Source organism: Stutzerimonas stutzeri (genome assembly GCF_051028275.1).
Classification (GTDB): domain Bacteria; phylum Pseudomonadota; class Gammaproteobacteria; order Pseudomonadales; family Pseudomonadaceae; genus Stutzerimonas; species Stutzerimonas stutzeri_AS.
Genome location: NZ_CP069269.1, coordinates 258,529 through 283,073, shown reverse-complemented (window position 1 = coordinate 283,073; position 24,545 = coordinate 258,529). Strand labels below are relative to the sequence as shown.

The window sequence follows — 24,545 nt, the reverse complement described above, 5'->3', positions numbered from 1 at the left end:
GGCACTACGCCGCCACAACAAAAACAATAGTGGAGATTCAGGATGCTGACTGCCGTCAGAGTTAACCCCGCACCCGCTCGTCTTGCCCTTGCCGTCGCGGCTGCCTCCCTGGCACCCCTGGCCCAGGCGGCTTTTATCGAAGACAGCAGCGCGACCCTGCAAACCCAGAATATCTACCTCAATCGCGATTTTCGCGAAGGCACCGGCCAGTCCAAGCGCGAAGAATGGACACAGGGCTTTCTGCTCGACATTGAATCAGGCTTCACCGAAGGCACCGTCGGATTTGGCCTCGATGCGCTGGGCATGCTTGGCGTCAAGCTAGATTCCGGCGGTGGCCGCACCAACACCGATCTACTCCCGGTGCGCGACGACGGCAGCACGCCGGACGAGTTCAGCCGCCTCGGCCTGACAGCCAAGGCCAAATTTTCTGAAACCGAACTGCGCTACGGCAGCCACATCCCAGAGATGCCGGTGGTCACGGCCAGCGATAGCAGAACACTGCCCCAAGTGTTCGAAGGCACAATGCTGGTTTCCCAGGATGTCACCGGCCTGACCCTGACCGGTGGCCGCCTGGACAAGGTCATCGACCGAGCTTCGACCAATTCTCAGGAGTTGCAGATCAACAACAAGAATGGTCGTTTCGACAGCGCTGCCGAAGCCGATCACCTGACGTTTGCCGGCGCTCGCTATGATTTCACCGAACAGCTCATCGGGACCTACTACGCCGCCGAACTTGACGACATCTACCGCCAGCACTTTTTCAATCTCCAGGCCGTACAGCCGCTGGGCGAGAACTCCGCACTGACTGCTGACGTGCGACTGATGATCAGTGACGACACCGGCGCGGCCAATGCCGGCAAGATCGACAACCAGGCCTGGAACGGCATGGTGGGTTACAGCCTCGGCGGCCACAAGATCAGCCTCGCCTATCAGCAGATGAATGGCGACACCGGTTACGCGTACGTCGATGGCAGCAACCCTTACCTCGTCAACTTCGTCCAGATCAACGACTTTGCGAACGCCGACGAGCGCTCCTGGCAGGCCCGTTATGACTATAACTTCGCCTCCATCGGCATCCCTGGCCTGACGTTCCTGACTCGCTATGTCTCCGGCGACAACGCCGAGTACAACGGTGGCAGTAACGGCAGCGAATGGGAGCGCGACATCGAGCTCAAGTACGTCGTGCAAACCGGCCCGCTGAAGAACGTTGCCGTGCGCATACGCAACGCCATGTTCCGTTCCGACTTCGCTCGTGACGCCGACGAAAACCGCCTGATCGTCAGCTACAGCCTGCCGATCTGGTAAAGCCGTCCACAATAAGAATCAAAGGAGACACCCATGAAGACTGCAATCCGTCGTATCGCCCTGCTCTCGTCCTGCCTGGTCTTGTCCAGCCAGTTGTTCGCCGAACCCAAGCGACCTGAGTGCATCGCCCCGGCCAAGCCCGGCGGCGGCTTCGACCTGACCTGCAAACTGGCCCAGAGCGGGCTGAAAGACCAGGGCCTGCTCGAATCACCCATGCGCGTCACCTACATGCCGGGCGGCGTTGGGGCGGTGGCGTACAACGCCGTGATCGCCCAGCGTGCCGACGATCCGTCGACCATTACGGCGTTTTCCAGCGGCTCGTTGCTGAACCTGGCGCAGGGCAAGTTTGGCCGCTATGACGAGAACGACGTGCGCTGGCTCGCCGGCATCGGCACTGACTACGGTGCGATTTCGGTACGCGCCGATGCGCCTTACGAAGACCTTGACGACCTGATCGCGGCGGTCAAGAAGGACCCCAGCAGTGTTGTGTTCGGCGCCGGCGCCACTATTGGTGGTCAGGACTGGATGCAGACCGCATTGATTGCCCGTGCCGCTGGCGTGGATCCGAAGAAGCTGCGCTACGTCGCGTTCGAAGGCGGTGGTGAAACCCTCACGGCCATGCTCGGTGGCCATGTCCAGGTGACCAGCAGCGGTCTGGGCGAGGTCGCTCCGCAGCTCGAAGCCGGCAAGATTCGCGTGCTCGCAGTGCTGTCCGATGAGCGCCTACCCGGCAAGCTGTCAGACATTCCGACCGCAAAGGAACAGGGCTACGACATTAGCTGGCCGGTGATCCGCGGCTTCTATATGGGCCCGAAAGTGAGCGATGAAGACTTCAATTGGTGGAAGACCCAGTTCGACACGCTGCTCGCCGACGAAGATTTCGCCAAGCTGCGCGAACAACGTGATCTGTTCCCGCTGTCGATGACCGGCGATGAGCTCGAGACCTTCGTCGACAAGCAGGTCGCCGATTACAAGGAACTCGCTGCCGAGTTCGGTCTGGTCAAGTAACACCCTGCTGCCCACGGCTACCGGTCTCGACGGACCGGTAGCTGGGTTCGCTCCTCCCGAGGTATTCCACCATGTACGTTCGTGTCTTTGCCGCGGCCTGGCTGCTCGCCTGCGCCGGCCTCGCGTTGCTCGCCTGGGGTTTCGAGGCGCCCTTTGCCTACGACCCGGTCGGCCCGCGCGCCTACCCGTTATTGCTGCTGTTCCTGATGGCTTGCGGCGCGCTCTGGCTGCTCTGCAAACCTCACGGCGACCCGACGCCACCATTCGATTGGGCGATGGCACGGCGAGCCCTGTATTGCGTCGTTGTATTGCTGGCGTACGCATTGCTGTTCGAGAAGCTCGGTTTCGTCATCACCACAGCGCTGGCTACTTTCGCCCTGGGCCTCTTGTTCAACGGACGCTTGGTGCCGTGCGTAATCAGCGGTGTGCTCATGGGCGTGCTGCTCTTTGGTCTGTTCGACCTGTTGCTTGATGTGCCGTTGCCGCGCGGTGTGCTGCGCTTGCTGGAGAGCTGAAAATGGAAACTTTGAATTTCTTGATGCAAGGCTTCGATGTCGCCACGCGACCGACGAACCTGCTCGTGGCGCTGTTCGGTGCCTTTGTTGGCACTGTCGTCGGTCTGCTGCCTGGGCTGGGCCCGATCAACGGTGTAGCCCTGCTTCTGCCTCTCGCCTTTGCGCTTGGCCTGCCGCCGGAAACCGCTCTGATCCTGTTGGCCGCGGTGTATCTGGGCTGTGAGTACGGCGGACGCATTTCAGCGATCCTGCTCAACGTTCCGGGTGACGCTGCTGCCGTAATGACTACGTTGGACGGCTATCCGCTGGCACGCCAGGGCAAGGCGGGCATCGCCCTGTCGCTGTCGGCAGTCAGTTCGTTCATCGGCAGCATCATCGCCACCTGTGGCGTGGTCCTGTTCGCCCCGCTGCTGGCCAAATGGGCCGTGGCGTTCGGCCCGGCCGAATACTTCGTACTGATGATCTTCGCCATCGCCTGCCTGGGCGGCATGGTCGGCGACAAGCCGGTCAAGACCCTGATGGCAGCATTGATCGGCCTGGGTCTGGCGACGGTTGGCGTGGACTCGACCACCGGCGTGTACCGTTTCACCTTTGGCAGCGTGAGCCTGTCGGACGGTATCCAGTTCGTCATCGTGGTGATCGGCTTCTTCAGCGTCAGCGAAGTCCTGCTGATGCTGGAAAAGACCCACAGCGGGCAGAAGGCGGTCAAGGCCAGCGGACGTCTGTTGTTCAACTTCAAAGAGTTTTGCCTGACCTTCTGGACCATGATCCGCAGCGCCTGCGCAGGCTTCGTCATCGGCACCCTGCCCGGCGCCGGAGCGACCATCGCCAGCGCCATGACCTACATGAGCGAAAAGCGCATGGCGGGTGACAGTGGCAAGTTCGGTGACGGCGACCTGCGCGGCCTGGCCGCACCGGAAGCCGCCAATAACGCCTCCGCTTGCGGTTCGCTGATCCCGATGCTGACACTCGGTGTGCCCGGGTCAGGCACCACGGCGGTGATGATCGGCGCGCTGACGCTGTACAACATCACCCCCGGCCCGCTGCTGTTCGAGCAGCAGCCTGACGTGGTATGGGGTCTGATCGCCTCGCTGTTCATCGGTAACGTCATCCTGCTGGTAATGAACATTCCGCTGGTCGGTCTGTTCTCCAAGATGCTCAGCGTGCCTAACTGGATCCTGGTGCCGGCGATCACTGCGATCAGCGTGGTCGGTGTGTACTCGGTACACAGCACCACCTTCGATCTGGTGCTGATGGTGGGCCTCGGTGTGTTCGGCTACCTGCTGCGCAAGCTGGAATTCCCATTGTCGGCGCTGATCCTGGGCTTCGTGCTTGGCGAGATGATGGAAGACAACCTGCGCCGTGCGCTGTCAATCTCGGCGGGCGACCTGGGGATTCTCTGGGGCAGCCCGATTACGCTGGTGCTCTGGGCAATGGCTGTGCTGATGCTGGCAATGCCGGGCCTGCGCTGGTGGCTTCAGCGTCGCCGCGCCGCGCTGAACGAGGCGCAAGCCTGATATGCCGCGCCAGCTGCCGGGATGGTGGGCGACGCCTCTGGTCGGCGCCCTCGGCGGCTGGCTGGCAAGCCTGGCGAACTGGCCACTACCCTGGATGGTCGGTTCGCTGCTGGCGGTCATTGCGGTTCGCTGCAGTGGCTGGCTGGTAAAGGAAGTCCCTCATGGTCGACAGGCTGGGCAATGGTTGATCGCCAGCGCCATTGGCCTGCATTTCACCAGCGAGGTCATGCAGCAGGTGCTTGAGCACTTCAGCGTGATCCTCGCTGGGGCATTGTGCACCCTGCTGCTGAGTCTGATCGGCATCGTCATTCTCCTGCGCAGTGGCACGGACCGCGCCACCGCGTTCTTTTCCAGCATGCCAGGCGGCGCCAGCGAAATGGTTAATCTGGCCGGACGTCACAACGCGCAGCCCGCCATGGTCGCGGCAGCGCACAGCATGCGTCTGCTGCTAGTGGTGCTGATTATCCCCGCCCTGTTCACCTGGAGCCTGCCACCGGTCGACGCCCCGCCTCCGGCGCCGGTCAGTTGGCCTTGGCTGGCCGTGCTCTTGCCTGCGGGCGGTCTGCTGGCGCTGGTATGGAAAAGGCTCGGCCAACCCAACCCCTGGATGCTCGGCCCGCTGACGATCTGCGCAGTCGCCAGTGCCGCTTTCGACCTGCATCTGGGCATACCCGAGGGTGTGGGTCAGTTCGGCCAATGGCTGATCGGCTGCTCGCTGGGCTGTCATTTCGATCGGCCATTCTTTCGCAGCGCACCACGGTTCATGTTGCGCATTCTGCTGTTCACGCTTTTGGCTATGCTCGCCGCTGCGGGCCTCGCCGAGGTACTGGGTTGGGCCGCCACCCTGGACCAGACGTCGCTGATGCTGGGCATGATGCCAGGCGGTATCACCGAGCTGTGCCTGACGGCCGAAGCGCTTCAGCTATCGGTGGCCCTGGTCACTGCGCTGCAGGTGTTGCGATTGTTTCTCGTGATGTTCCTCGCCGAACCGTTATTCCGGTTATGGCAACGAGCCACGCTTTAACCCGCCGATTGGCGGGTTCTTTTTGATCGCCTACTCATTGCTGCGCATTTTGGGCGAAACCGTCCGAATGCACCCTTCAGCCGAAGAACCAGTAGCAGACCAGAATCGCCGCGGTGATCCCAGCGAAGTCTGCCGCCAAGGCGCAGCCCACCGCATGCCGAGCCCGCTGGATGCCCACCGCACCGAAATACACGGCCAACACGTAGAAGGTGGTTTCAGTGCTGCCTTGCACGGTCGCAGCAACCAGCGCGGGGAAACTGTCCACGCCCTGGCTCTGCATCGTCTCGATCAGCATGGCGCGCGCGGCACTGCCGGAGAACGGCTTGATCAGCGCGGTGGGTAGCGCATCGACGAAACGGTTGTCCCAGCCCAGCGCGTCCACCAGCCAGCGAATACCGTCGAGTCCAAAATCCAGTGCGCCGGATGCTCTGAACACACCAATCGCGCACAGCATGGCGATCAGGTAGGGCAGCAGGCTTTTGGCAACATCGAAGCCTTCCTGTGCACCTTCGACAAAGCTCTCGTAGACGGGCACCTTGCGTAGCGCACCGACAACAAGGAACGCGATGATCAAACCGAACAACGTCAGATTGCCCAACAGCGATGACAACGATGACAGGGCCGTTGCCGAAAGCCCCGCCAGTAATGCCATGAAGCCACCCAACAGCAACGCGCCTGGCACTAGGTAAGCTAGTACGACTGGATCCCAGAGCCGCAGGCGCTGAACCAGCGCAACCGCCAAGAGACCCGCCAGTGACGATGCGGTGGTCGCCAGCAGGGTCGGCAGGAACACCAAGGTTGGGTCTTCAGCGCCCTGCTGGACGCGATACATGAAGATGGTCACAGGCAACAGCGTCAACCCAGACGTGTTGAGTACCAGAAACAGAATCTGCGCGTTGCTGGCAATAGCAGGCGTGGGATTAAGCTCCTGCAAGGCACGCATCGCTCGCAGGCCAATAGGCGTGGCAGCGTTGTCCAGGCCGAGTCCATTGGCAGCGAAATTGAGGGTGATCAATCCCAGTGCAGGATGCCCGGCTGGCACTTCGGGCATCAATCGACGGAACAGCGGCCCCAGCAACCGGGCCAGCAGCTCGATCAGGCCGGCCTTTTCGGCGATGCGCAGAAAACCGAGCCACAGCGTCAACGTTCCGAACAGGACGATCATAATTTCCACGGCCAGTTTAGCCATGGCGAACAGGCTTTCTACCAGCGCGGCAAATACAGCCGGATCGCCGCCTAGCAACCAGCGGCTCAGTGCCGCAACTGCTGCAATCAGAAAGAAGCCCAGCCAGAGGCCGTTGAGCATGTGATTCTCCCTCGGATAACTGCGCGCGATGATAGCGGTGCGGCGGGCCAACAGCTATGAACCGAGCCGATGTGATCGAGAGAAGTGGAAGAAATCGGATGGGAGAACAGGCACATCAGGGCCTTCGAGCGATCGCCGTCAAGCGGTCAACATAGCCCGGCTGAGTCTGAGGAGAAGAGCGTGCGGTGGGTATCGCAAGCCGAAGGTGGACATCCACCTCCGGTTGCTTCGTAGCCGAACCCGGTCCGTTACGGAGGCACTCCCTGTACCCCTAGGTCGCTCCAGCCAACAGAGCGTCCCGACCCCTTGGTTCCCCCTGTGCAGGGGCTGATAGGTGAGAGGATCACCTCAGTATCGAGCACTCCGCTGGTTGCGAAGGCCAGAATGACTGGCATCCCGCCGCCGTTGCCTCCTGGTGTTGCGCCGCCCTTAAGGGCGGCATGTACCTCAAACCCGCGGACCGCGGCCTCGGCCGAAAATCAGCGAAGCAACGAATAGCACCAGGAACACGACAAACAGGATCTTGGCGATGCCCGTCGCAGTACCCGCGATACCACCGAAGCCCAATACCGCGGCGATGATAGCGATGATCAGAAACGTAATAGCCCAACTCAGCATGGCGTAACTCCTCTTCGGTTCAGGACATCTTCAGCGACGATCTAAACGATCAGCTCGCCGAGCTCCAACTAGAAAACCCAACGTTGTTCAGAACGCACCTGGACATAATCAATCGTCTGCGGGGCAGGCCCGGTTTGCACGATTCCTACAGGTTGAGCGTCATACATGTGGATTCGTTCCGCTGACGTGTTCTGTGTCTGGCTGAGCGGTTCTGAAACCGGCGTTTCGGCACCAAAGATCAGCGCTACCACAGCTGCAGTAAGGAAACCTTTTCCAACCAGTAGGAAGCGTGCTTGACGATTCATCCTCAACTCCTTCTAAGCATGCGGGGCATGTCTGTCTTAGCGGTTATATTGCAGGCCTCGTGCCATCCATTGATATTTCGATAAATCCTTTAAATTCAATTAGTTATCTCTCAAAAACATCAAGGCGCCAATTTATATTGCACGATGCCCTAGGCGAGAGTCGGGCGATTTGCACGACGGGCTAATCCTGCCGCTTCTCACCGCTGTGATTGAGGTTGTGAATGCGCTCATGGCAAGCCCGAATTTTCGGCAATTCGATCGCCAGTAACGCCTTTACGTCGGGCTCGGCTGTCGTAAGTGCATCTTCGAATGCCGCAAGAATGCGCTCCTCTGTCTGGTCGAGCTGGTCGATGTAGACCGCATCGCTATGGCTTAGCCGTGCCTTGGTATCAGCATAAGCCTCGCGCAATTTGCCAGCCGTGGTGCCGCCTTTTGCAGGCTCCTCTTGATTGGCAGCGACCTTTACCGAGAGGGCCTGAATGATGTGGGTCTTGGCCTGAGCCATGTCTCGGAACAGGTGCTGCAACTCGACGTCTTTCACTTCGTCGATCGCATGCTGGTAGAAATGCTGACCGTCACGGGTGATCTCGATGAGCTCATTGAGTTGAGTCATGTTCTGCTTCATATGTCCTCCGAATGCAGATGCAATGCGATCCGACACCGCTGTCGACGCGCCTTGTAAGCACCCAGCCGCAAGCCCCGTGCCAGGGCCATCACATGGCATTTTGTATTTATAATCAGTCACTTAACTCTGCGTTTCGCTTGCAAATTGCTTGCAGTGTGCAGGAAAGGCTTATTCGAACCGTGCAACTTGCAACGCTTTGCGTAGACTAAAGCTGGCGCTTGAGCAGCCTCGCCTCGGTGCAACGTCGTTTTTTACTGTCGACGACTCGCCAAACATTCACACGCTTTTGCCTGACTGGAGCATTCATGGACCAAACGACCGACGCCGGTGGCCGTATTCTTCTGGTAGACGACGAGGCAGCGATCCTGCGCACGTTCCGCTACTGCCTGGAAGACCGCGGGTATACGGTGGTCACCGCAGCAAGCGCCTCGCAGGCCGAAGCGATCCTGCAGCGTCAGGTGTTCGACCTGTGCTTCCTCGACCTGCGACTCGGCGAAGACAATGGGCTTGATGTACTCCAGCAAATGCGCGTCCTTGCGCCCTGGATGCGTGTGGTGATCGTCACGGCGCATTCGGCCGTCGATACCGCCGTGGATGCGATGCAGGCCGGAGCTGCCGATTATCTGGTCAAGCCTTGCAGCCCCGAGCAGCTGCGGCTGTCCGCTGCCAAGCAGCTCGAAGTCCGGCAGATGGCCGCACGACTCGAAGCGCTTGAGGGAGAAGTGCAGAAACGCAGCGATGCGTTGGGCTCATACAGCCCGGCGATGATGGGTGTGCTGGAAACGGCCCGTCAGGTAGCCGATACCGATGCAAACATCCTCATCCTCGGCGAGTCCGGTACCGGCAAGGGTGAACTCGCGCGGGCTATTCACAACTGGAGCCGTCGGGCGAAAAAGGCGTTTATCACCATCAACTGCCCGTCCCTGTCCGCCGACCTGATGGAAAGCGAGCTCTTCGGCCATAACCGGGGTGCTTTTACAGGCGCCACCGAAAGCACCTTGGGACGAGTCAATCAGGCTGATGGCGGCACCCTCTTCCTTGACGAGATCGGCGATTTTCCATTGGCGTTGCAGCCAAAATTGCTTCGTTTCATTCAGGATAAGGAATATGAGCGCGTGGGGGACCCTGTCACCCGACGTGCCGATGTTCGCATCTTGGCGGCGACCAACCTGAACCTGGAAGAGATGGTGCGCGAGGGCAAATTTCGGGAAGACTTGCTGTATCGCCTGAACGTAATCACCCTCAACCTGCCGCCCATGCGGGAACGCCCAGAAGATGTCGTCACGCTCGCCGAACGCTTCCTGGCGTTTTTCGTTAAAAGTTATGGCCGCCCCGCCCGCGGGTTCAGCGACAACGCCATCTCGGCTCTCAAAACCTATCGCTGGCCAGGCAACGTCCGTGAGTTACGCAACGTGGTGGAACGCGCCAGCATCATCTGTCCACAGGACATGATCGAAGTCAGCCACCTGGGCCTGGCCGATCAAGCTGTGAGTAATGCTCCGCGAATCGGCGAGCCGCTTAGCCTCGAAGCTCTGGAAAAAGCGCATATTTCAGGCGTACTGAGCACCAGCGACACCCTCGAACAAGCCGCCCGGATCCTTGGCATCGACGCTTCGACGCTTTATCGAAAACGCAAGCAGTACGGCCTATGAAAATCCAGATGAAGCTGAGAACCCGGCTCTTTCTGGGTTTCTCGGCATTGATGACCGTGGCCTTGCTCGGGCTGTTGCTCGCACTCGTCAGCGTGGTGCAGATGGCGCAGAGCCAGGAAAGGCTGATCCGAGATAACTTCGGCGTTATCGAGGTCAATCAACAATTGCGAAGGGCTATAGGGAATCAGCTGCTGTTACTTGTACGCGAAGAGCGCGACATGGACGCCCTTGCCCAATCCCGAGAGGTGTTTCTGGACGCACTGGCGCGCGGCATGGCCGAAGCCAACGACGAACAGGACCGTAAAGCCTATGAGGCCATTGGCGATTCTTACACCCGTTTTGCCGTGCAGCTTGAGACGCCATCGAACCTGAACGCAACACTGCTGGAAGACAACCCCCTCAGTCAGTCCTTCAACCGTGTTCGCGAGTTGATGGTCGACATGCAACAGGCCGCCTACACTCAGATTCGAGACACCGAAATCCGCAGCCGCCAACGTGCACAGCTGCTTGCCGGCCTGCTCGGCTTGACTGGTATGGCGGTCCTGTTGATCGGCTTTGTCACCGCACATAGCTTTGCGCGCCGCTTCGGCGATCCCATTGAGCAGCTCTCCAGCGTGGCTGATCAGATCGGTCGCGGCGACTTCAAGATAGACCTGCCGACATCGCCGATCGCCGAACTGTCTTCGCTGATCCGCCGCTTCGGCCTGATGGCCCAGGCCCTTCATCAGTTCAAGCAAACCAACGTTGAAGCACTGGTGAACGGCCAACAGCGGTTGCAGGCGCTGCTCGATAGCATTGATGACGGCTTGCTGATTATCGACCGCCAGGGCCGTCTGGAACATGCCAATCCCGTCGCGCAGCGTCAGCTGGCATGGGAAAGCGAACATATCGGATCGACACTCAGCCAGGCGCTGGGCTATCCGGAGCTGGACGAAGCGGCGAGACTCGTACTCGATGATCAGCCCTTGTCAGGCCCGCCGGAAGATCTGGTCATCGAAGCCGACGGCGAACGCCGCCTGTTGTCATGGCGCATGAGCCCAGTGAATCATAACGACGGCCGCATCAGCGGCGCGGTGATGGTGCTGCATGACGTGACCGATCAGCGCACCTTCGAACGCGTTCGCAACGAGTTCGTACTGCGTGCCTCGCATGAGCTTCGCACCCCAGTGACGGGTATGCAGATGGCCTTCAGCCTGCTTCGTGAGCGAACCCATTACCCGGACAACAGCCGCGAGGCCGACCTGTTCAGTACTGTCCATGAAGAGATGCAGCGCCTGGTTACGCTGATCAATGACTTGCTGAATTTTTCGCGCTACCAGAGCGGTCAGCAGAAGCTCGAGCGTGTACCGTGCGACCCGGCCGTGCTTCTGGAGCAGGCACGGCAGCGTTTCCAGGCAAGTGCCGCGCAGAACGACATCGAAATCAAGCTGGAGCTGCAGACGCCGCTGCCCAGCCTGTTGCTCGACATGCAACAGATGGAGCGGACGCTCGACAATTTACTCAGCAATGCACTGCGTCATACGCCGGACGGCGGCGAGATCCGCCTGCTGGCTCGGCACCACGGCGAGCGCGTCATCCTGAGCGTCGAGGACAACGGAGAAGGAATTCCCTATAGCCAACAGGCGCGGATCTTCGAACCATTCGTGCAGATTGGTCGCCGTCGGGGCGGTGCTGGACTGGGCCTTGCCTTATGCAAGGAAATCGCTCAGCTGCATGGTGGTCGTATCGGCGTGCATTCGCGGATCGGTCACGGCACCATCTTCTACATCGCCCTGCCCATCTGAGCCTGGCAGGGCTGTAGACCTAAAGGACCGACCATGCCCAGCCTCAATCCCAGCCAGGAGCAACTGAAACGTTTCGCCGAGCAGATGCCAGCCGGCGAGCCGATCCTCATGCTCAACCTGCTTCGCTTCAATGATCAGGCCGCCTACCCTGCTGAGAGTGGGCAGCAACCCTGCTCTGGCAGAGAGGCCTATGCGCGCTATAGCAGGACTGCGATACAGAAAGTACGCGCCGCTGGCGGCGACGTGGAAATCATGGCCAACGCCCGTGTTGCGTTAATCGCGCCGGAGCAGGAGCACTGGGACGAAGTGCTGCTGGTACGCTACCCCTCCCCCGAAGCTTTTCTGGCCATGCTGGCGGACCCCGACTATCTAGCCGCTACGATTCACCGCACCGCGGCACTCGCTGACTCGAGGTTGATTGGCTGCAACCCCCGCAGCTGAACCAGGCCTCAGCCTGCTGCATTCAGCACCGCCAGCAGCGCTGCGGTTTCGGCGTCCGGCTCACCATCGAAGCGCGTGGGACGGTACTTCATCTGGAATGCTGCAATCACATTGCGTGTTTCCAGGTCGAGGTAGCCGTGCTCAGGCACCTTGTAACCCTGCTCGGCCAATTGCGCCTGGAACCAGGCCACATCTGGCAATGCCGTCGCGAAGATACTGCGCTGAAGCGCTACGGCCTCGGCATCCGGCCAGGGCAGCAAGCCAGCGTCTGCCAAGCGCTTCCAGGGAAACAGCGGACCCGGATCGACCTTGCGCTGCGGCGCAATGTCGCTGTGCCCGATAATGGCGCCGGGCTTGAGGCCGTGACGCTGCATGATGTCCTTCAGTAGCACAATCAGGGCATCGATCTGCTCGTCGGAGTAGGGATACCAGAGGCGCCCATCGGGCCCATCGATATAGCCGCGGTTCACCAACTCGATGCCGATGGAGCTGGAATTAAGCCAAGTACGACCGTTCCATTGGCTGTCGCCGGCATGCCAGGCGCGACGACTCTCGTCGACCAGACGGTAGATGGTCGCAGGGCGCTCGCCGATCAAGTAATGGCTGCTGACGCCGTCCCCCTTGAGTATCTCCAGTGACCGCTGCAAGTCACTGGAGGTGTAGTGGATGACGATGAACTGCGCGCGGCTGTCCTGGCCAAGTGAGGTATAGCGGGTATCGATACGTGGCCCGCTGGCACAACCGGCAAGCAGCAGGCCAAACGCGGCAATGATCAAGGCTTTCATAAGGAACCTCTGGTCGACAGCGACATGACGCAGACTCGGGCTCAGATCGGGCCGTGCGAAGACCCGCAAAGGGCGCCGTAAGAATGGCGCCGGACGAATGAGGAATTATACAGAGCCGCCCCAGCGGCTCCCAGCGCGACCGGTCAGTTCGCTTCGATACGGTTGCGACCGGCATCCTTGGCCCGATACAACGCCTGATCGGCGCGCTCGAATACCTGATCGGCTCGATCAGTTGCGGCGAAGCTTGCCAGTCCGCCTGACAGCGTTACCTGAATCCGTTCGCCCTTGAAATGGAACGGACAGTTTTCGATCCCTGAGCGCAGGCTATCGAGTAGCTGAACGCCCGCAACGATAGGCGTCTCTGGCAGCAGCAGGGCAAATTCTTCGCCTCCGAAGCGGGCGATGAAGTCAGTCTTGCGCAAACGCTTTCGCAGTTCACTGGCGATGATCTTCAGCACCCGATCGCCAGCCAGATGACCATAGCTATCATTGATGCGCTTGAAGTGATCGACATCAAGGACGGCTAGTAGTAACTGGCCACCGTAGCGTTGCTGTCGCGCCACTTCAACCTCCAGCCTGTCATCCCAGGCAGCTCGGTTGGGCAGAGCGGTAAGCGGATCCTGCAGCGCTTTCTGCCGCTGCTCCTCAAGGTGCTCACGCATCCCGGTCGCAGCCTGTTCCAAACTCGCCACACGCTCGACAAGCGTGCCGAGGCGCTCGCTCAACGCCTGCTCATGCTCGCTGCGCTGGCGCTGATACGCATCGACGGTTTCGAGCAGCCCATCCAGCCGCACCTGAACTGCCTGCTTCAGGCTCGGCAGATCCTTCGCGCCGAGCATGCTGTCCTGCAGACCGCCTACCTGTTGGCGCAACTCTTCATCCAGCGCCTGAGCCGTTTCCTTGCTCTGCACGTGCCCTTCGCGGGCCGCGCCAAGGCTGTCCTGCATGGTCGCCAGCCGCTCATTGAGCGAATTCAGGTAACTCTCGAACTCCTGCTGCCCCTGAGCGGCGACCGCGAGCATCAGCTGAGCCAGATCATCCAGTACCGGCACCAGCTCGTACCAGTTCAGTCCCAGCTGAATCCGCTCGCGCATCGACTGCGCTTGAACCTGCTGCTGCTGTTCGGGTAGACGCAGATCGTCGAGCAGGCTGAGCAAAGTCGACTCGACACGCTCGGCAATCGCGCTGTAGGCCTGTTCCGGCGATGGCGGCAGCCGGTAGGCTTCCACCGCTTGGTGTGTGATCGCGTCTGCGATTGTCTTCGGGAATACCTCGGCCTCAGCCTGTGTTGTCGAAACTTCAACAGCAGAACCGGACGATTCAGACGTCGCCTCGCCCGGAGCTGGGTCGGCTGGCTGATTTGCCTGATCTAACGATTCCGGTCGATCGACCGACTTCTTCATCTGCAGTGGCTCGTCGATACTCGAGACAGGTGAGCGCGACTCGCCGTCAGGGTTCGGCACCGCATCGGCCAGCCGCTCGCGCTGACCGAACAGGCGGCCCAGAAAGCCAACAGCGTTGGGTGTGTTGGTCGCTTGGGCTGCTAAGGCCTGGCCCTGATATTCGCTAAGCTCGCTCAAGAGGCCGGGGAGCTCGCGCGACTGGGCAGCACGCTCACCCAACTGACGGGAGAACTTTTTGATCGGCTGGCGAACTTCGCTGGGCAGCGGTAGTTCGAGCAGCTGCGAAACAAGCCGGCCAAGCGCGTCAGTCAGCTGCTTGAGACGCTCCTGCTTGCTGCGTTCAGTGTCGAGCACTGCGCGCTCAAGCCGAGGGACCAACGCACCCAGACGATCATCCTGGACATCATCGCGCAGAACGTCACGCAGCTCACGCATGCAGCGCTCGACGGCCGGGTCGGCGCCATCCACGGCAAAGCTGCTGCGCACCAGGCTGCGACGGAGCAAGTCCAGACGCGTATTCCATCGCCCTTCGAGCTGTTCCTGTTGCTCCAGCTGCTGCAGGTACTTTTCTTTCCAGCGTTGTGCGTCGTCGCTCATCAGTTCCTATCCGTCGGTACCGGCAATGCATCGGCGCGATGCAGCGCGTCGGGCAATCGAATCTCTACAGCGACTGGCAGATGGTCCGAAGTCCCCGGAGCCAGTACCTCGACGCGCTCAAGCGTCAGGCTGGGGCTCAACAGGATATGGTCCAGGCAACGCTGTGGGCGCCAGCTGGGAAAGGTCGCCTCGATTTGTGGCGCCTGCAAGCCCAAATCCCGCAGCGGTGAATGTTCCAGCAGGTCACGGGCGTGGGTGTTCATATCGCCCATCAGAATGTGATGGCGGTAGCCGCCGATCAGATCGCGGATGTAGGCCAACTGGCGCGTTCGTGCACCGCCCCCCAAGGCTAGGTGCATCACTACCACGACGAGAGCGTCTTCGCCTTCACCGAAGCGGAGCAGAATGGCACCACGCCCCGAAGGCCCCGGCAAAGGATGGTCTTCCAACCCCTGCGGCTCCACCCTGCTCAGCACGCCATTGCTGTGCTGGGCAAAGCGCCCAAGGTTGCGATTGAGCTGCTGGTACCAATAAGGAAAAGCGCCGAGTTGGGCGAGATGCTCGACCTGATTGATGTAACCCGAGCGCATACTGCCGCCGTCTGCCTCTTGCAGCGCCACCAGATCGTAGTTACCGAGCAACTCGCCGATACGCTGAAGATTCCGCGCCCGCCCTGGATGCGGCAGGAAATGCTGCCAGCTGCGGGTCAGATAATGGTGGTAACGCTCGGTGTTGATGCCGACCTGGATATTGAAGCTCAACAGGCGCAAACGGCCGTTACAGGGCAGGCCGCTGGCATCCAGACAGAGTGGATTGACCCGTGCCTGACCGGGTCCGGCCAGGCGTGGTGAAGTCCAGCGGCGTAACATGGGCTGATTACCGGGCTGCGCGTTCTTTTTCGATGAGGAAGTCGGCAACCTCCAGCGTCCGCTCAGGGCCACCGGCAGAGCCGATATCGAAGCGGTATTTGCCGTTGACGATCATGACAGGCACGCCAGTGATCTGATAAGCCATCGCCAGCTTTTTCGCCTGCTCGGCACGGCTCTTCACGCCGAACGAGTTGTAGGACTTGAGGAAAGCTTGCTTGTCGACGCCCTGTCCTTCCAGAAAATCAGCCATCTTTTCCGGCGTGTCGAGCTTGTTGCCGTCACGGTGGTAAGCGTTGAACACGGCATCATGAACCTTCTGCTCGACGCCCATCGACTCCAGCGCAAGGAACATCTGGCCGTGCGCGTTCCACACGCCTCCAAACATGGCCGGAATGCGCTTGAAGTCCACGTCCTCTGGAAGTTGCTGGATCCAGGGGTTGATCACCGGCTCGAACTGATAGCAGTGCGGGCAGCCATACCAGAACAGCTCGACCACTTCGATCTTGCCGGGCTCAGCGACTGGTACCGGGTTCTTCAGCTCGACATATTCCTTGCCCGCCTGGAACTCGGCCGCTTGGACTGAAAGACCAAACAGACTGGCTGTGACGAGTACGGCACTGAGAATGAGTTTACGCATGGTGACTCCCTTGTAATGAACGGCTAACCGATAGCGCCACAGGCTGCAGCAATTCATTCTTGCTCGCCAGCGCTTTCCGCCGCTTTTCAATATCTTGACAATCATTATAGCGAGAGCAAAAACAAAAAAAGGGCGTTCAGGCCGATGTCCTGAACGCCCTCTTGCAGGCCGATCGGTTCGCGATCAGTGCAGACCCTGGATGTAGCTCGACAGGGCCTGGATTTCCTTGTTGCTCAGCTTCGACGCAATGGTGCGCATGATCGCCGTATCGCCATCATTGTCGCGGTCGCCTTCGCGGAAATCGGTCAGCTGCTTGGCCGTATAGGCGGCATGTTGACCGCCCAAACGCGGGAAGCGCGCCAGGTTGTTACCCACGCCGTCCGGTGCGTGGCAACCGGAGCAAGCCGGCATGCCCAATTCAAGTTTGCCACCACGGAACAGCTGCTCTCCCAGCTCAACCAAAGCCGGGTCGGCAGAACCAATGGTCATTTTCTGGCTGGCGAAGTACGCCGCGATGTCCTGCAGATCCTGTTCGCTGTAGGGATCCAATATGCCAGTCATTTCCAAAACCTTGCGGCCGACACCGGGCTCAGCGGTAGGACTGCTGCCGACCTTGATGTCTTGCAACTGCTTGAACAGGTAGTTCGCGCCCTGACCGGCAAGCTTCGGGAAGTTCGGTGCAGCACTGTTGCCGTCAGCGCCGTGGCAGGCACCACAAACGGCAACCTTCTCTTTTCCTGCTTCTGCATTTCCAGCCGCGTGGGCGATACCGGTGATGCCAAGGGTCAACAGCAGACTCACGAGTACTTTGTTCATCAGCTCATCCAACTACGGCTAAGGGTTTAAAGAAATCTTATTCGGCAGTCCGACCGCTCACGGCCATGGCGACGCTCGTTATGAAAGGGTGAATTTCGACCTGGCGCAAGAGCCACGCGCTTGCAACGAAAAACCCCAGCGGACCGGCTGCCCGGCCTCGTTTTTAGACCAAAGCGCACACAAAATCTGCGGCATTATATACTGGCGCCTCTGAAACGGAAATGAACCATTGCCGCACCCCTGCGCACTTACCTGGAAAGCCCATGCCCTCGAAAAACCCGATCCTTGGCCTCTGCCAGCAAGCCACCTTCATGACCAGCGCCGCCAAGGTCGATCAATGCCCGGCCGATGAGGGCCTGGAGGTTGCTTTTGCCGGTCGATCGAACGCGGGCAAATCCAGTGCGCTGAATACGCTGACCCATGCCAGCCTCGCTCGCACCTCGAAGACACCCGGACGCACCCAACTGCTGAATTTCTTTAGCCTTGATGAGCACCATCGCTTGGTGGACCTTCCGGGTTACGGCTATGCCAAGGTCCCGATTCCGCTGAAACAGCATTGGCAACGGCATCTGGAGGCCTACCTGAGCAGCCGCAAAAGCCTCGCCGGCGTGTTCCTGATGATGGACATCCGCCACCCGCTGACCGAATTTGACCGAATGATGCTCGACTGGTCCAACGCTAGCGAGATGCCGCTGCATATCCTGCTGACCAAGTCTGACAAGCTTGCCTTTGGCGCCGCGAAAAACGCGTTGCTGGCGATACAGCGTGACATCCGCAAGGGCTGGGGAGACGGAGTTAGCGTACAGCTGTTCTCAGCACCGAAGCGGCAGGGCGTCGAAGAAGCGCAGCTGGTCTTGGCGCAGCTGCTGGGGATGATTGGCGAAGAGAGCGATGAGTCGCTCGACGAGCCTTCGCAAGAGGGCTGATACCTTTGCAATGGCGTTACCGCCCGCTCTAACCCAACGGTCAGAGCGGGCGGAGCGTGATCAGTCGCGATAATCGTCGACCGGCACGCAAGCACAGAACAGATTACGGTCGCCGAACACGTTGTCGACCCTGTTCACGGCAGGCCAGTACTTATGCGCCTGAGTATGGGCGCTCGGCGTTACCCCCTCGGCGATGCTATAGGGACGATCCCACAGGTTGGTCACGTCAGCCAGCGTATGCGGAGCGCGTACCAGCGGGTTGTCTTCAGCAGGCCATCCACCGCTTTCCACCTTGTCGATCTCGGCACGAATGCTCAGCATCGCTTCGACGAATCGATCCAGCTCGGCTTTTGACTCGCTCTCGGTAGGCTCGATCATCAGCGTACCGGGAACAGGGAACGACATGGTCGGCGCATGGAATCCATAGTCGATCAGGCGCTTGGCGACATCTTCTTCAGTGATACCGGTCTGCGCCTTCAGTGGCCGCAGGTCGATGATGCATTCGTGCGCCACCCGGCCGTTGCGGCCGCTATAGAGTACCGGGAAGGCCTCGTCGAGACGCATCGCCAAGTAGTTGGCGCTTAGAATCGCAACCTCGGTCGCCTCACGCAGCTGGGGGCCCATCATGGCGATGTACATCCAGCTGATCGGCAGAATGCTTGCGCTTCCCCATGGGGCTGCACTGACGGCACCGTTCTCCGGGTTGGGTCCTTGCAACTCGATCACCGGATGGTTGGCAACGAACGGCTGCAGGTGCGCCTTGATACCGATCGGCCCCATGCCCGGGCCGCCACCGCCATGCGGAATACAGAACGTCTTGTGCAGGTTCATGTGCGATACGTCGGCACCGATATCGGCTGGCCGCGCCAGACCGACCTGGGCGTTGAGGTTGGCGCCGTCCATGTATACCTGGCCACCCTGGGCATGGATCGCTTCGCAAATCTCGCGAATCCCTTCTTCGTACACGCCATGCGTCGAGGGATAAGTGATCATCAGGCAGGACAGCTTGTCGCCTGCTTCGGCGGCCTTGCGCTTGAGATCTTCAAGGTCGACGTTGCCGGCCTTGTCGCACTCGACGATCACCACGCGCATGCTGACCATCTGGGCCGACGCCGGGTTGGTGCCGTGCGCTGATGACGGGATCAGACAGATGTCACGCTGCCCCTCGCCACGGCTCTCGTGGTATTTGCGAATGGCCACCAAACCGGCGTACTCGCCCTGAGCGCCGGAGTTTGGCTGCATCGAGATAGCGTCGAAACCAGTGATCGCACAGAGCCAAGCTTCCAGCTCGTCGATCATAAGCTTGTAGCCCTGAGCCTGCTCTTGCGGTGCGAAAGGATGCAGATTGGCGAACTCCGGCCAGGTGATCGGGATCATTTCGCTGGTCGCGTTCAGTTTCATGGTGCAGGAGCCCAGCGGGATCATCGCCTGGTTCAAGGCGAGATCCTTGTTTTCCAGCTGCTTGAGATAACGCAGCATCTCGGTTTCGCTGTGGTGGGTATTGAACACCGGGTGAGTCAGGTAATCGCTGCTGCGTTGCAGCGAAGCAGGGATGCCGCTCGGGACATCGGCAGCATCCAGCGCTGTAACCTCCAGGCCATGATCCGCTCCGAGGAAGACCGACAGCAGCTGCTCCACGGTCTGCTCGCTGCAGGTCTCGTCGAGGCTGACACCGAGTTTGCCGCGACCGAGGATCCGCAAGTTGATACGCGCCGCCCGGGCACTTTCGAGGATGGCCGTCTGTGCTCCGCCCACCTCGAGCGTCAACGTGTCGAAGAAATACTGATTAGCACGCTTGATGCCTTTCGTTTCCAGCGCACTGGCCAGGATGGACGTCAGTCGATGGGTGCGCTGAGCGATGCGCTTGAGCCCTTCCGGACCATGGTAGACGGCATAGCAGCTGGCGATATTGGCCAGAAGTACCTGAGCAGTGCAGATGTTGGAATTGGCCTTCTCGCGACGGATATGTTGTTCGCGCGTCTGCAGTGCCATGCGCAGCGCCGTGTTGCCGCGTGCATCTTTGGATACGCCAATGATGCGACCGGGCATGGCGCGCTTGAAGGCATCACGAGTGGCGAAATAGGCCGCATGCGGACCGCCATAGCCCATCGGCACGCCGAATCGCTGGGTTGAACCAAGCACCACATCTGCGCCGAGTTCGCCGGGGGGTGTCAGCAACAGCAAACTGAGCAGGTCGGCCGCAACGCAGGCCAGTGCCTGCTTGGCGTGAAGCGCCTCGATTGCCGGGCGCAGATCGCGAATTTCACCATGGGTGTCGGGGTACTGAAGCAATGCACCGAATACGTCGTGCGCAGCGATATCCTCAAGCGCGCCGACCACCAGGTCGAAACCAAAGGCTTCGGCACGCGTCTGGACCACCGAAAGCGTTTGCGGATGGCAATTTTCATCGACAAAGAAGCAATTGCTCTTGCTCTTGGCCATCCGGCGCGCCAGGGTCATGGCTTCCGCTGCCGCAGTGGCTTCGTCCAGCAGCGAAGCGTTTGCCAGGTCCAGCCCCGTGAGGTCGATGGTCAGTTGCTGAAAGTTCAGCAGTGCCTCCAAGCGACCTTGGGCAATCTCAGGCTGATACGGCGTGTAAGCGGTATACCAGCCTGGATTTTCCAAGACGTTGCGCAGAATCACCGGGGGCGTGATGGTGCCGTGGTAGCCCATGCCGATCAGGCTGGTCCAGAGCTGGTTCTGTTGCGCGTAGCCCCGCAACCGCGCCAGCGCACCCTGCTCGTCGAGCGCGGCCGGCAGCGCCAGTTCTCCTTGCAGACGAATCGCCGGCGGCACGGTCTGCTTGACCAATTCTTCACGGCTGGACAAGCCAAGCGCATCGAGCATGGCCTGCTGTTCAGCCGCATCAGGGCCAAGGTGGCGACGCAGAAAGGCGTCAGGTTGCTGAAGCTGGGAAAGGCGCGGCACTTGGGACATCACTGCTTCTCTCGAAAAAAGGAAAGCCCCGATATGCGGGCTGCCACGAAAATCGACTTCGATCGGTTTCCATACGCCAGCGCGACGGGGCTTCTGAATTAAACGCTTAGGCTTCGGTGTCGCAGGAGGCCTTGTAACCTTCCGCATCGAGCAGTTTCTCCAGTTCCGAGGCATCGCTCGGCTGAAGTCGGAAGAACCAGCTGCCATAGGGTTCGCTGTTCACGGCTTCCGGCGAATCGGTGAGCTGGTCGTTGATCGCGACTACCTCGCCGGAAATTGGCGCGTAGATATCCGAAGCGGCCTTCACCGACTCCACCACACCCGCCTGTTGCCCCGCCGTCAGCTGCTGGCCGATCTCCGGCAGCTCCACATACACGACGTCGCCCAACGCTCCCTGGGCATGGTCGGAGATACCGACGCTTACACTACCGTCGGCTTCGAGACGGGCCCACTCGTGGCTCGCGGCGTAACGCAGATCGCTGGGGATGTCGCTCATTCGTAGGTCCTCAAAAAGCTCTGTTATGGGCGCTAAACAAGCTTGGCAGCCCGTAGCAAGATTACAGTTGGCCGAATTTACACCAGTACTTTGCCGTGACGCACGAAAGTCGGCTGTACCACGCGCACGGGATACCACTTGCCGCGGATTTCCACTTCGGCGCGGTCCGCCGCACCGGCCGGAACACGCGCAAGCGCGATGGCTTTGCCAAGGGTAGGCGAAAAGCTGCCGCTGGTGATTTCGCCTTCGCCCATGCCATTGACGCGCACGATTTGATGGGCCCGCAGCACGCCGCGTTCTTCAAGGACCAGCCCGACCAGTTTCGGCAGGTCGCTTCGCCCTTTTTGAGCTTCAAGCGCGGCGCGGCCGATGAAGTCACGGTCAGCCGGCTCCCACGCCACGGTCCAGCCCATATTGGCCTGCAGCGGCGAGACATCGTCCGTCATGTCCTGGCCATAGAGGTTCAGGCCCGCCTCCAGGCGCAAGGTGTCACGGGCGCCCAGCCCGATCGGCGGGATGCCGGCACCAACCAGCTCGCTGAGGAAATCTGGCGCCTGCTCGGCCGGCAGGATGATTTCCAAACCATCCTCGCCGGTATAGCCCGTGCGACCAATGAACCAGTCTCCTACTGCGCGGCCGTTGAATGGCTTGAGCTCCTGGATCAACGCCGCGCGTGACTGACTGACCAGCTCTGCGGTACGCACCCGCGCATGTGGCCCCTGGATTGCCAGCATCGCCAGTTCGGGGCGCTCGGTTACCTCTACAGCAAAGCCCTCAGCCTGCGCCTGCATCCAGGCCAGATCCTTGTCGCGGGTGCTGGCATTGACGACGAGGCGATATCCCTCTTCGGCGAGATAAACGATCAGGTCGTCCACCACGCCTCCACGCTCGTTCAGCATCGCCGTGTAGAGTGCTTTTCCGACCTGCCCGAGACGGTCTACGTCATTGGCCAGCAGGCGCTGAAGATAGCCCTTGGCATCCACCCCATGGACGTCCACTACCGTCATGTGGGAGACGTCGAACACCCCGCAATCGCGGCGCACCTGATGATGTTCTTCTACCTGGGAGCCGTAATGCAGCGGCATGTCCCAGCCGCCGAAATCGACCATCTTGGCGCCAAGTGCGAGGTGCTGATCATAGAGGGGAGTACGCTGACCCATGGGTTTCTCCTTCCGGGCAGGTCGCCGAAGCGGCGTGGGTAGAGCTTATTAGAGCCTGGCACTAGGCCCGACGTTTTTGATGGCGCGCATTGTAGCCTCAAGGGTGTGACAGGTCACTGTAAGGCGATGAGCGCTTAGCCGACTCGCCTAGCCGAGCGGCGGATAAGAAGAATGACGGGCAACAGCCCGACCAGCACCAGCGTCAATGCGGGCAATGCTGCACGCGCCCACTCACCCTCACTGGTCATTTCGAAGATTCTGACCGATAGCGTGTCCCAACCGAACGGCCTGAGTAAGAGCGTCGCCGGCATCTCTTTCAGTACATCGACAAACACCAGCAATGCGGCGCTCAGTGTTCCGGGTATGAGCAGCGGCAGGTACACCCGGAAGAACAGGGCCGGCCCGCCGACCCCAAGGCTGCGCGACGCCTGCGGCAGTGACGGCCGGATACGCGCCAGCGCGCTTTCGAGCGGGCCAAACGCCACGGCCATGAAGCGAATCAAATAAGCCAGCAGCAAGGCTCCGAGGCTGCCCAGCAGAATTGGTTTGCCAGCGCCTCCGAGCCAACCTGACAAAGGCACGACCAGCTGGCGGTCGAGATAGCTGAACGCAAGCATGATCGATACGGCTAACACCGACCCGGGCAGCGCGTAGCCCAGATTCGCCAGCCCAACAGCCATTTTGATCGGGCGCATCGGCGCTTGCCGCCGCGCGAAGGCCAGCAGCAACGCCACGGTGACGGTAATGAACGCCGCCAGCCCACCTAGATAAAGCGTGTGCAGGATCAGTCCGATGTACCGCTCGTCCAGATCGAAGCGGCCTCGCTGCCAGAGCCAGACCAGCAATTGCAGCACCGGAATGACGAACGCGCAGAGAAACACCAGGCTGCACCAGCAGGTCGCTGCGGCAGCCTTGAAGCCCCGGAGGCGATAGAGCATCGCCGAGCGCGCCCGATCGTTCGCAGGGCGGGCCGCCCCGCGCGCGCGGCGCTCGCCGTAAAGCACCAGCATCACCGCCAACAGCAACAAGCTCGCCAGCTGAGTAGCGCTGGTGAGACTGAAGAACCCATACCAGGTCTTGTATATGGCAGTCGTAAAGGTGTCGAAATTGAACACTGCAACTGCACCAAAATCGGCGAGTGTTTCCATCAATGCCAGAGCCAGCCCGGCCCCGATTGCCGGCCGTGCCATCGGTAACGCGACGGTCCAGAACGCCTTCCAGGGCGACTTGCCTAGAACACGCGCCGCTTCCATCAGCCCTTTGCCTTGAGCAATGAAGGCTGAGCGGGCCAGGAGGTAAACATATGGATAGAAGACCAGTACCAGCACGGTAATGACCCCGCCCGTGGAGCGAACCCGTGGAAACCGCACCCCACTGCCGAACCACTCGCGGGCGAGGGTTTGCACCGGGCCCGCAAAATCCAGAAGCCCGATGAACACGAATGCCAGGACATAGGCAGGAATAGCAAAGGGCAGCATCAGCGCCCAGTCCAGCCAGCGCCGACCCGGGAATTCACACAGCGACGTCAGCCAGGCCAGGCTCACCCCGAGAACAGTCACACCAACCGAAACGCCGAGCACCAGCGTCAGCGTATTGCTCAACAGGCGCGGCATCTGAGTCTGCCAGAGGTGCGACCAGATGCCCGTATCGATGTCACCCCAACTGAGCAACAAGACGCTCAGCGGCAGCAGCACCAGCGCGGCGATTGCAAATGTGATGGGGTACCAGCGGCGCTCGACAGGGTGGGACACGCAAGCCTCAGACTAATAAGACAACGCCCCCGGTAGGACGGGGGCGTCGATTATAACCGCAGCTACCA

22 protein-coding genes are annotated in these 24,545 nt (G+C 60.5%); 9 read left to right on the top strand and 13 right to left on the bottom strand.

What is annotated here, in order from left to right; translation table 11 throughout:
* The first annotated feature begins 42 nt into the window (after nucleotides 1-42).
* The 5 genes from JQR87_RS01340 (at nucleotide 43) to JQR87_RS01320 (ending at nucleotide 5,369) form a co-directional block, all read left to right on the top strand.
* The gene (locus JQR87_RS01340) at nucleotides 43-1,305 is read left to right on the top strand and encodes an OprD family porin (protein WP_407293379.1); all 1,263 of its coding nucleotides are present in this window, start codon (nucleotides 43-45) and stop codon (nucleotides 1,303-1,305) included.
* Between the two features lie 33 nt (nucleotides 1,306-1,338).
* Nucleotides 1,339-2,313, top strand: a complete 975-nt coding sequence (locus JQR87_RS01335; RefSeq protein WP_407293380.1) for a Bug family tripartite tricarboxylate transporter substrate binding protein — start codon at nucleotides 1,339-1,341, stop codon at nucleotides 2,311-2,313.
* A gap of 71 nt (nucleotides 2,314-2,384) precedes the next feature.
* The gene (locus JQR87_RS01330; protein ID WP_407293382.1) at nucleotides 2,385-2,828 is read left to right on the top strand and encodes a tripartite tricarboxylate transporter TctB family protein; all 444 of its coding nucleotides are present in this window, start codon (nucleotides 2,385-2,387) and stop codon (nucleotides 2,826-2,828) included.
* Nucleotides 2,829-2,830: 2 nt separating this feature from the next.
* Nucleotides 2,831-4,345 carry a tripartite tricarboxylate transporter permease gene (locus tag JQR87_RS01325; RefSeq protein ID WP_407293384.1) on the top strand — a complete coding sequence of 505 codons (1,515 nt, stop codon included), beginning with the start codon at nucleotides 2,831-2,833 and terminating at the stop codon, nucleotides 4,343-4,345.
* 1 nt (nucleotide 4,346) lies between these two features.
* Nucleotides 4,347-5,369: an AbrB family transcriptional regulator gene (locus JQR87_RS01320; protein ID WP_407293386.1), complete on the top strand. Its 1,023-nt coding sequence runs from the start codon at nucleotides 4,347-4,349 to the stop codon at nucleotides 5,367-5,369.
* A gap of 76 nt (nucleotides 5,370-5,445) precedes the next feature.
* Here the strand turns inward: JQR87_RS01320 and JQR87_RS01315 are convergent, their stop codons facing one another.
* The 4 genes from JQR87_RS01315 to JQR87_RS01300 form a co-directional block, all read right to left on the bottom strand.
* Entirely contained in the window at nucleotides 5,446-6,675 is a 1,230-nt protein-coding gene (locus JQR87_RS01315) for a nucleoside recognition domain-containing protein (protein ID WP_407293388.1), read from the bottom strand.
* A gap of 447 nt (nucleotides 6,676-7,122) precedes the next feature.
* A complete protein-coding gene (locus tag JQR87_RS01310; protein WP_003282841.1) occupies nucleotides 7,123-7,293 on the bottom strand; it encodes a DUF1328 domain-containing protein in 171 nt (56 codons plus the stop codon).
* 68 nt (nucleotides 7,294-7,361) lie between these two features.
* Complete coding sequence (locus JQR87_RS01305; protein ID WP_407293393.1) at nucleotides 7,362-7,598, bottom strand: hypothetical protein; 237 nt, start codon at nucleotides 7,596-7,598, stop codon at nucleotides 7,362-7,364.
* A gap of 181 nt (nucleotides 7,599-7,779) precedes the next feature.
* Nucleotides 7,780-8,223, bottom strand: coding sequence for a ferritin-like domain-containing protein (locus JQR87_RS01300; RefSeq protein ID WP_407293395.1), 444 nt, complete (start codon nucleotides 8,221-8,223; stop codon nucleotides 7,780-7,782).
* 305 nt (nucleotides 8,224-8,528) lie between these two features.
* Between JQR87_RS01300 and algB the strand changes: the two genes are divergently transcribed.
* Genes algB through JQR87_RS01285 form a run of 3 tightly spaced genes read left to right on the top strand, consistent with a single transcriptional unit; the run spans nucleotide 8,529 to nucleotide 12,100 of the window.
* Nucleotides 8,529-9,875 (top strand): sigma-54-dependent response regulator transcription factor AlgB, encoded by a 1,347-nt coding sequence (gene algB / locus JQR87_RS01295; RefSeq protein ID WP_407293397.1) that lies wholly within the window; start codon nucleotides 8,529-8,531, stop codon nucleotides 9,873-9,875.
* Nucleotides 9,872-11,659, top strand: a complete 1,788-nt coding sequence (locus tag JQR87_RS01290) for a KinB sensor domain-containing domain (protein ID WP_407293400.1) — start codon at nucleotides 9,872-9,874, stop codon at nucleotides 11,657-11,659. The genes algB and JQR87_RS01290 overlap by 4 nt, the downstream gene beginning before the upstream one ends.
* 33 nt (nucleotides 11,660-11,692) lie before the next feature.
* On the top strand, nucleotides 11,693-12,100 hold the full coding sequence (locus JQR87_RS01285) for a DUF1330 domain-containing protein (protein ID WP_407293402.1): 408 nt from the start codon (nucleotides 11,693-11,695) through the stop codon (nucleotides 12,098-12,100).
* A gap of 8 nt (nucleotides 12,101-12,108) precedes the next feature.
* Here the strand turns inward: JQR87_RS01285 and JQR87_RS01280 are convergent, their stop codons facing one another.
* The 5 genes from JQR87_RS01280 to JQR87_RS01260 form a co-directional block, all read right to left on the bottom strand.
* Nucleotides 12,109-12,885, bottom strand: coding sequence for an N-acetylmuramoyl-L-alanine amidase (locus tag JQR87_RS01280; protein ID WP_407293404.1), 777 nt, complete (start codon nucleotides 12,883-12,885; stop codon nucleotides 12,109-12,111).
* Between the two features lie 143 nt (nucleotides 12,886-13,028).
* The gene (locus tag JQR87_RS01275; protein WP_407293406.1) at nucleotides 13,029-14,885 is read right to left on the bottom strand and encodes a GGDEF domain-containing protein; all 1,857 of its coding nucleotides are present in this window, start codon (nucleotides 14,883-14,885) and stop codon (nucleotides 13,029-13,031) included.
* Entirely contained in the window at nucleotides 14,885-15,754 is an 870-nt protein-coding gene (locus JQR87_RS01270; protein WP_407293407.1) for an endonuclease/exonuclease/phosphatase family protein, read from the bottom strand. The genes JQR87_RS01275 and JQR87_RS01270 overlap by 1 nt, the downstream gene beginning before the upstream one ends.
* A 7-nt stretch (nucleotides 15,755-15,761) precedes the next feature.
* Nucleotides 15,762-16,391 carry a thiol:disulfide interchange protein DsbA/DsbL gene (locus JQR87_RS01265; protein ID WP_407293409.1) on the bottom strand — a complete coding sequence of 210 codons (630 nt, stop codon included), beginning with the start codon at nucleotides 16,389-16,391 and terminating at the stop codon, nucleotides 15,762-15,764.
* A gap of 183 nt (nucleotides 16,392-16,574) precedes the next feature.
* The gene (locus tag JQR87_RS01260; protein ID WP_407293411.1) at nucleotides 16,575-17,207 is read right to left on the bottom strand and encodes a c-type cytochrome; all 633 of its coding nucleotides are present in this window, start codon (nucleotides 17,205-17,207) and stop codon (nucleotides 16,575-16,577) included.
* Between the two features lie 263 nt (nucleotides 17,208-17,470).
* On the opposite strand from JQR87_RS01260, the gene yihA reads away from it, so the two are divergent.
* Nucleotides 17,471-18,133: a ribosome biogenesis GTP-binding protein YihA/YsxC gene (gene yihA, locus JQR87_RS01255; RefSeq protein ID WP_407293413.1), complete on the top strand. Its 663-nt coding sequence runs from the start codon at nucleotides 17,471-17,473 to the stop codon at nucleotides 18,131-18,133.
* A 60-nt stretch (nucleotides 18,134-18,193) separates the two neighbouring features.
* On the opposite strand, the gene gcvP is transcribed toward yihA, so the two are convergent.
* From gcvP to JQR87_RS01235, 4 genes are all read right to left on the bottom strand, one after another.
* On the bottom strand, nucleotides 18,194-21,070 hold the full coding sequence (gene gcvP / locus JQR87_RS01250) for an aminomethyl-transferring glycine dehydrogenase (RefSeq protein ID WP_407293414.1): 2,877 nt from the start codon (nucleotides 21,068-21,070) through the stop codon (nucleotides 18,194-18,196).
* 106 nt (nucleotides 21,071-21,176) lie between these two features.
* Nucleotides 21,177-21,566, bottom strand: coding sequence for a glycine cleavage system protein GcvH (gene gcvH / locus JQR87_RS01245; RefSeq protein WP_407293416.1), 390 nt, complete (start codon nucleotides 21,564-21,566; stop codon nucleotides 21,177-21,179).
* 77 nt (nucleotides 21,567-21,643) lie between these two features.
* Nucleotides 21,644-22,726 carry a glycine cleavage system aminomethyltransferase GcvT gene (gene gcvT, locus JQR87_RS01240; protein ID WP_407293418.1) on the bottom strand — a complete coding sequence of 361 codons (1,083 nt, stop codon included), beginning with the start codon at nucleotides 22,724-22,726 and terminating at the stop codon, nucleotides 21,644-21,646.
* Between the two features lie 134 nt (nucleotides 22,727-22,860).
* Nucleotides 22,861-24,477, bottom strand: a complete 1,617-nt coding sequence (locus JQR87_RS01235; protein ID WP_407293420.1) for an ABC transporter permease — start codon at nucleotides 24,475-24,477, stop codon at nucleotides 22,861-22,863.
* Nucleotides 24,478-24,545: the final 68 nt, after the last annotated feature.

What these genes read in the sequence shown, in the direction of transcription:
- JQR87_RS01340 (WP_407293379.1), top strand. Translation starts at nt 43, where the DNA reads ATGCTGACTGCCGTCAGAGTTAACCCCGCACCCGCTCGTCTTGCCCTT.
- JQR87_RS01335 (WP_407293380.1), top strand. Translation starts at nt 1,339, where the DNA reads ATGAAGACTGCAATCCGTCGTATCGCCCTGCTCTCGTCCTGCCTGGTC.
- JQR87_RS01330 (WP_407293382.1), top strand. Translation starts at nt 2,385, where the DNA reads ATGTACGTTCGTGTCTTTGCCGCGGCCTGGCTGCTCGCCTGCGCCGGC.
- JQR87_RS01325 (WP_407293384.1), top strand. Translation starts at nt 2,831, where the DNA reads ATGGAAACTTTGAATTTCTTGATGCAAGGCTTCGATGTCGCCACGCGA.
- JQR87_RS01320 (WP_407293386.1), top strand. Translation starts at nt 4,347, where the DNA reads ATGCCGCGCCAGCTGCCGGGATGGTGGGCGACGCCTCTGGTCGGCGCC.
- JQR87_RS01315 (WP_407293388.1), bottom strand. Translation starts at nt 6,675, where the DNA reads ATGCTCAACGGCCTCTGGCTGGGCTTCTTTCTGATTGCAGCAGTTGCG.
- JQR87_RS01310 (WP_003282841.1), bottom strand. Translation starts at nt 7,293, where the DNA reads ATGCTGAGTTGGGCTATTACGTTTCTGATCATCGCTATCATCGCCGCG.
- JQR87_RS01305 (WP_407293393.1), bottom strand. Translation starts at nt 7,598, where the DNA reads ATGAATCGTCAAGCACGCTTCCTACTGGTTGGAAAAGGTTTCCTTACT.
- JQR87_RS01300 (WP_407293395.1), bottom strand. Translation starts at nt 8,223, where the DNA reads ATGAAGCAGAACATGACTCAACTCAATGAGCTCATCGAGATCACCCGT.
- algB (WP_407293397.1), top strand. Translation starts at nt 8,529, where the DNA reads ATGGACCAAACGACCGACGCCGGTGGCCGTATTCTTCTGGTAGACGAC.
- JQR87_RS01290 (WP_407293400.1), top strand. Translation starts at nt 9,872, where the DNA reads ATGAAAATCCAGATGAAGCTGAGAACCCGGCTCTTTCTGGGTTTCTCG.
- JQR87_RS01285 (WP_407293402.1), top strand. Translation starts at nt 11,693, where the DNA reads ATGCCCAGCCTCAATCCCAGCCAGGAGCAACTGAAACGTTTCGCCGAG.
- JQR87_RS01280 (WP_407293404.1), bottom strand. Translation starts at nt 12,885, where the DNA reads ATGAAAGCCTTGATCATTGCCGCGTTTGGCCTGCTGCTTGCCGGTTGT.
- JQR87_RS01275 (WP_407293406.1), bottom strand. Translation starts at nt 14,885, where the DNA reads ATGAGCGACGACGCACAACGCTGGAAAGAAAAGTACCTGCAGCAGCTG.
- JQR87_RS01270 (WP_407293407.1), bottom strand. Translation starts at nt 15,754, where the DNA reads ATGTTACGCCGCTGGACTTCACCACGCCTGGCCGGACCCGGTCAGGCA.
- JQR87_RS01265 (WP_407293409.1), bottom strand. Translation starts at nt 16,391, where the DNA reads ATGCGTAAACTCATTCTCAGTGCCGTACTCGTCACAGCCAGTCTGTTT.
- JQR87_RS01260 (WP_407293411.1), bottom strand. Translation starts at nt 17,207, where the DNA reads ATGAACAAAGTACTCGTGAGTCTGCTGTTGACCCTTGGCATCACCGGT.
- yihA (WP_407293413.1), top strand. Translation starts at nt 17,471, where the DNA reads ATGCCCTCGAAAAACCCGATCCTTGGCCTCTGCCAGCAAGCCACCTTC.
- gcvP (WP_407293414.1), bottom strand. Translation starts at nt 21,070, where the DNA reads ATGTCCCAAGTGCCGCGCCTTTCCCAGCTTCAGCAACCTGACGCCTTT.
- gcvH (WP_407293416.1), bottom strand. Translation starts at nt 21,566, where the DNA reads ATGAGCGACATCCCCAGCGATCTGCGTTACGCCGCGAGCCACGAGTGG.
- gcvT (WP_407293418.1), bottom strand. Translation starts at nt 22,726, where the DNA reads ATGGGTCAGCGTACTCCCCTCTATGATCAGCACCTCGCACTTGGCGCC.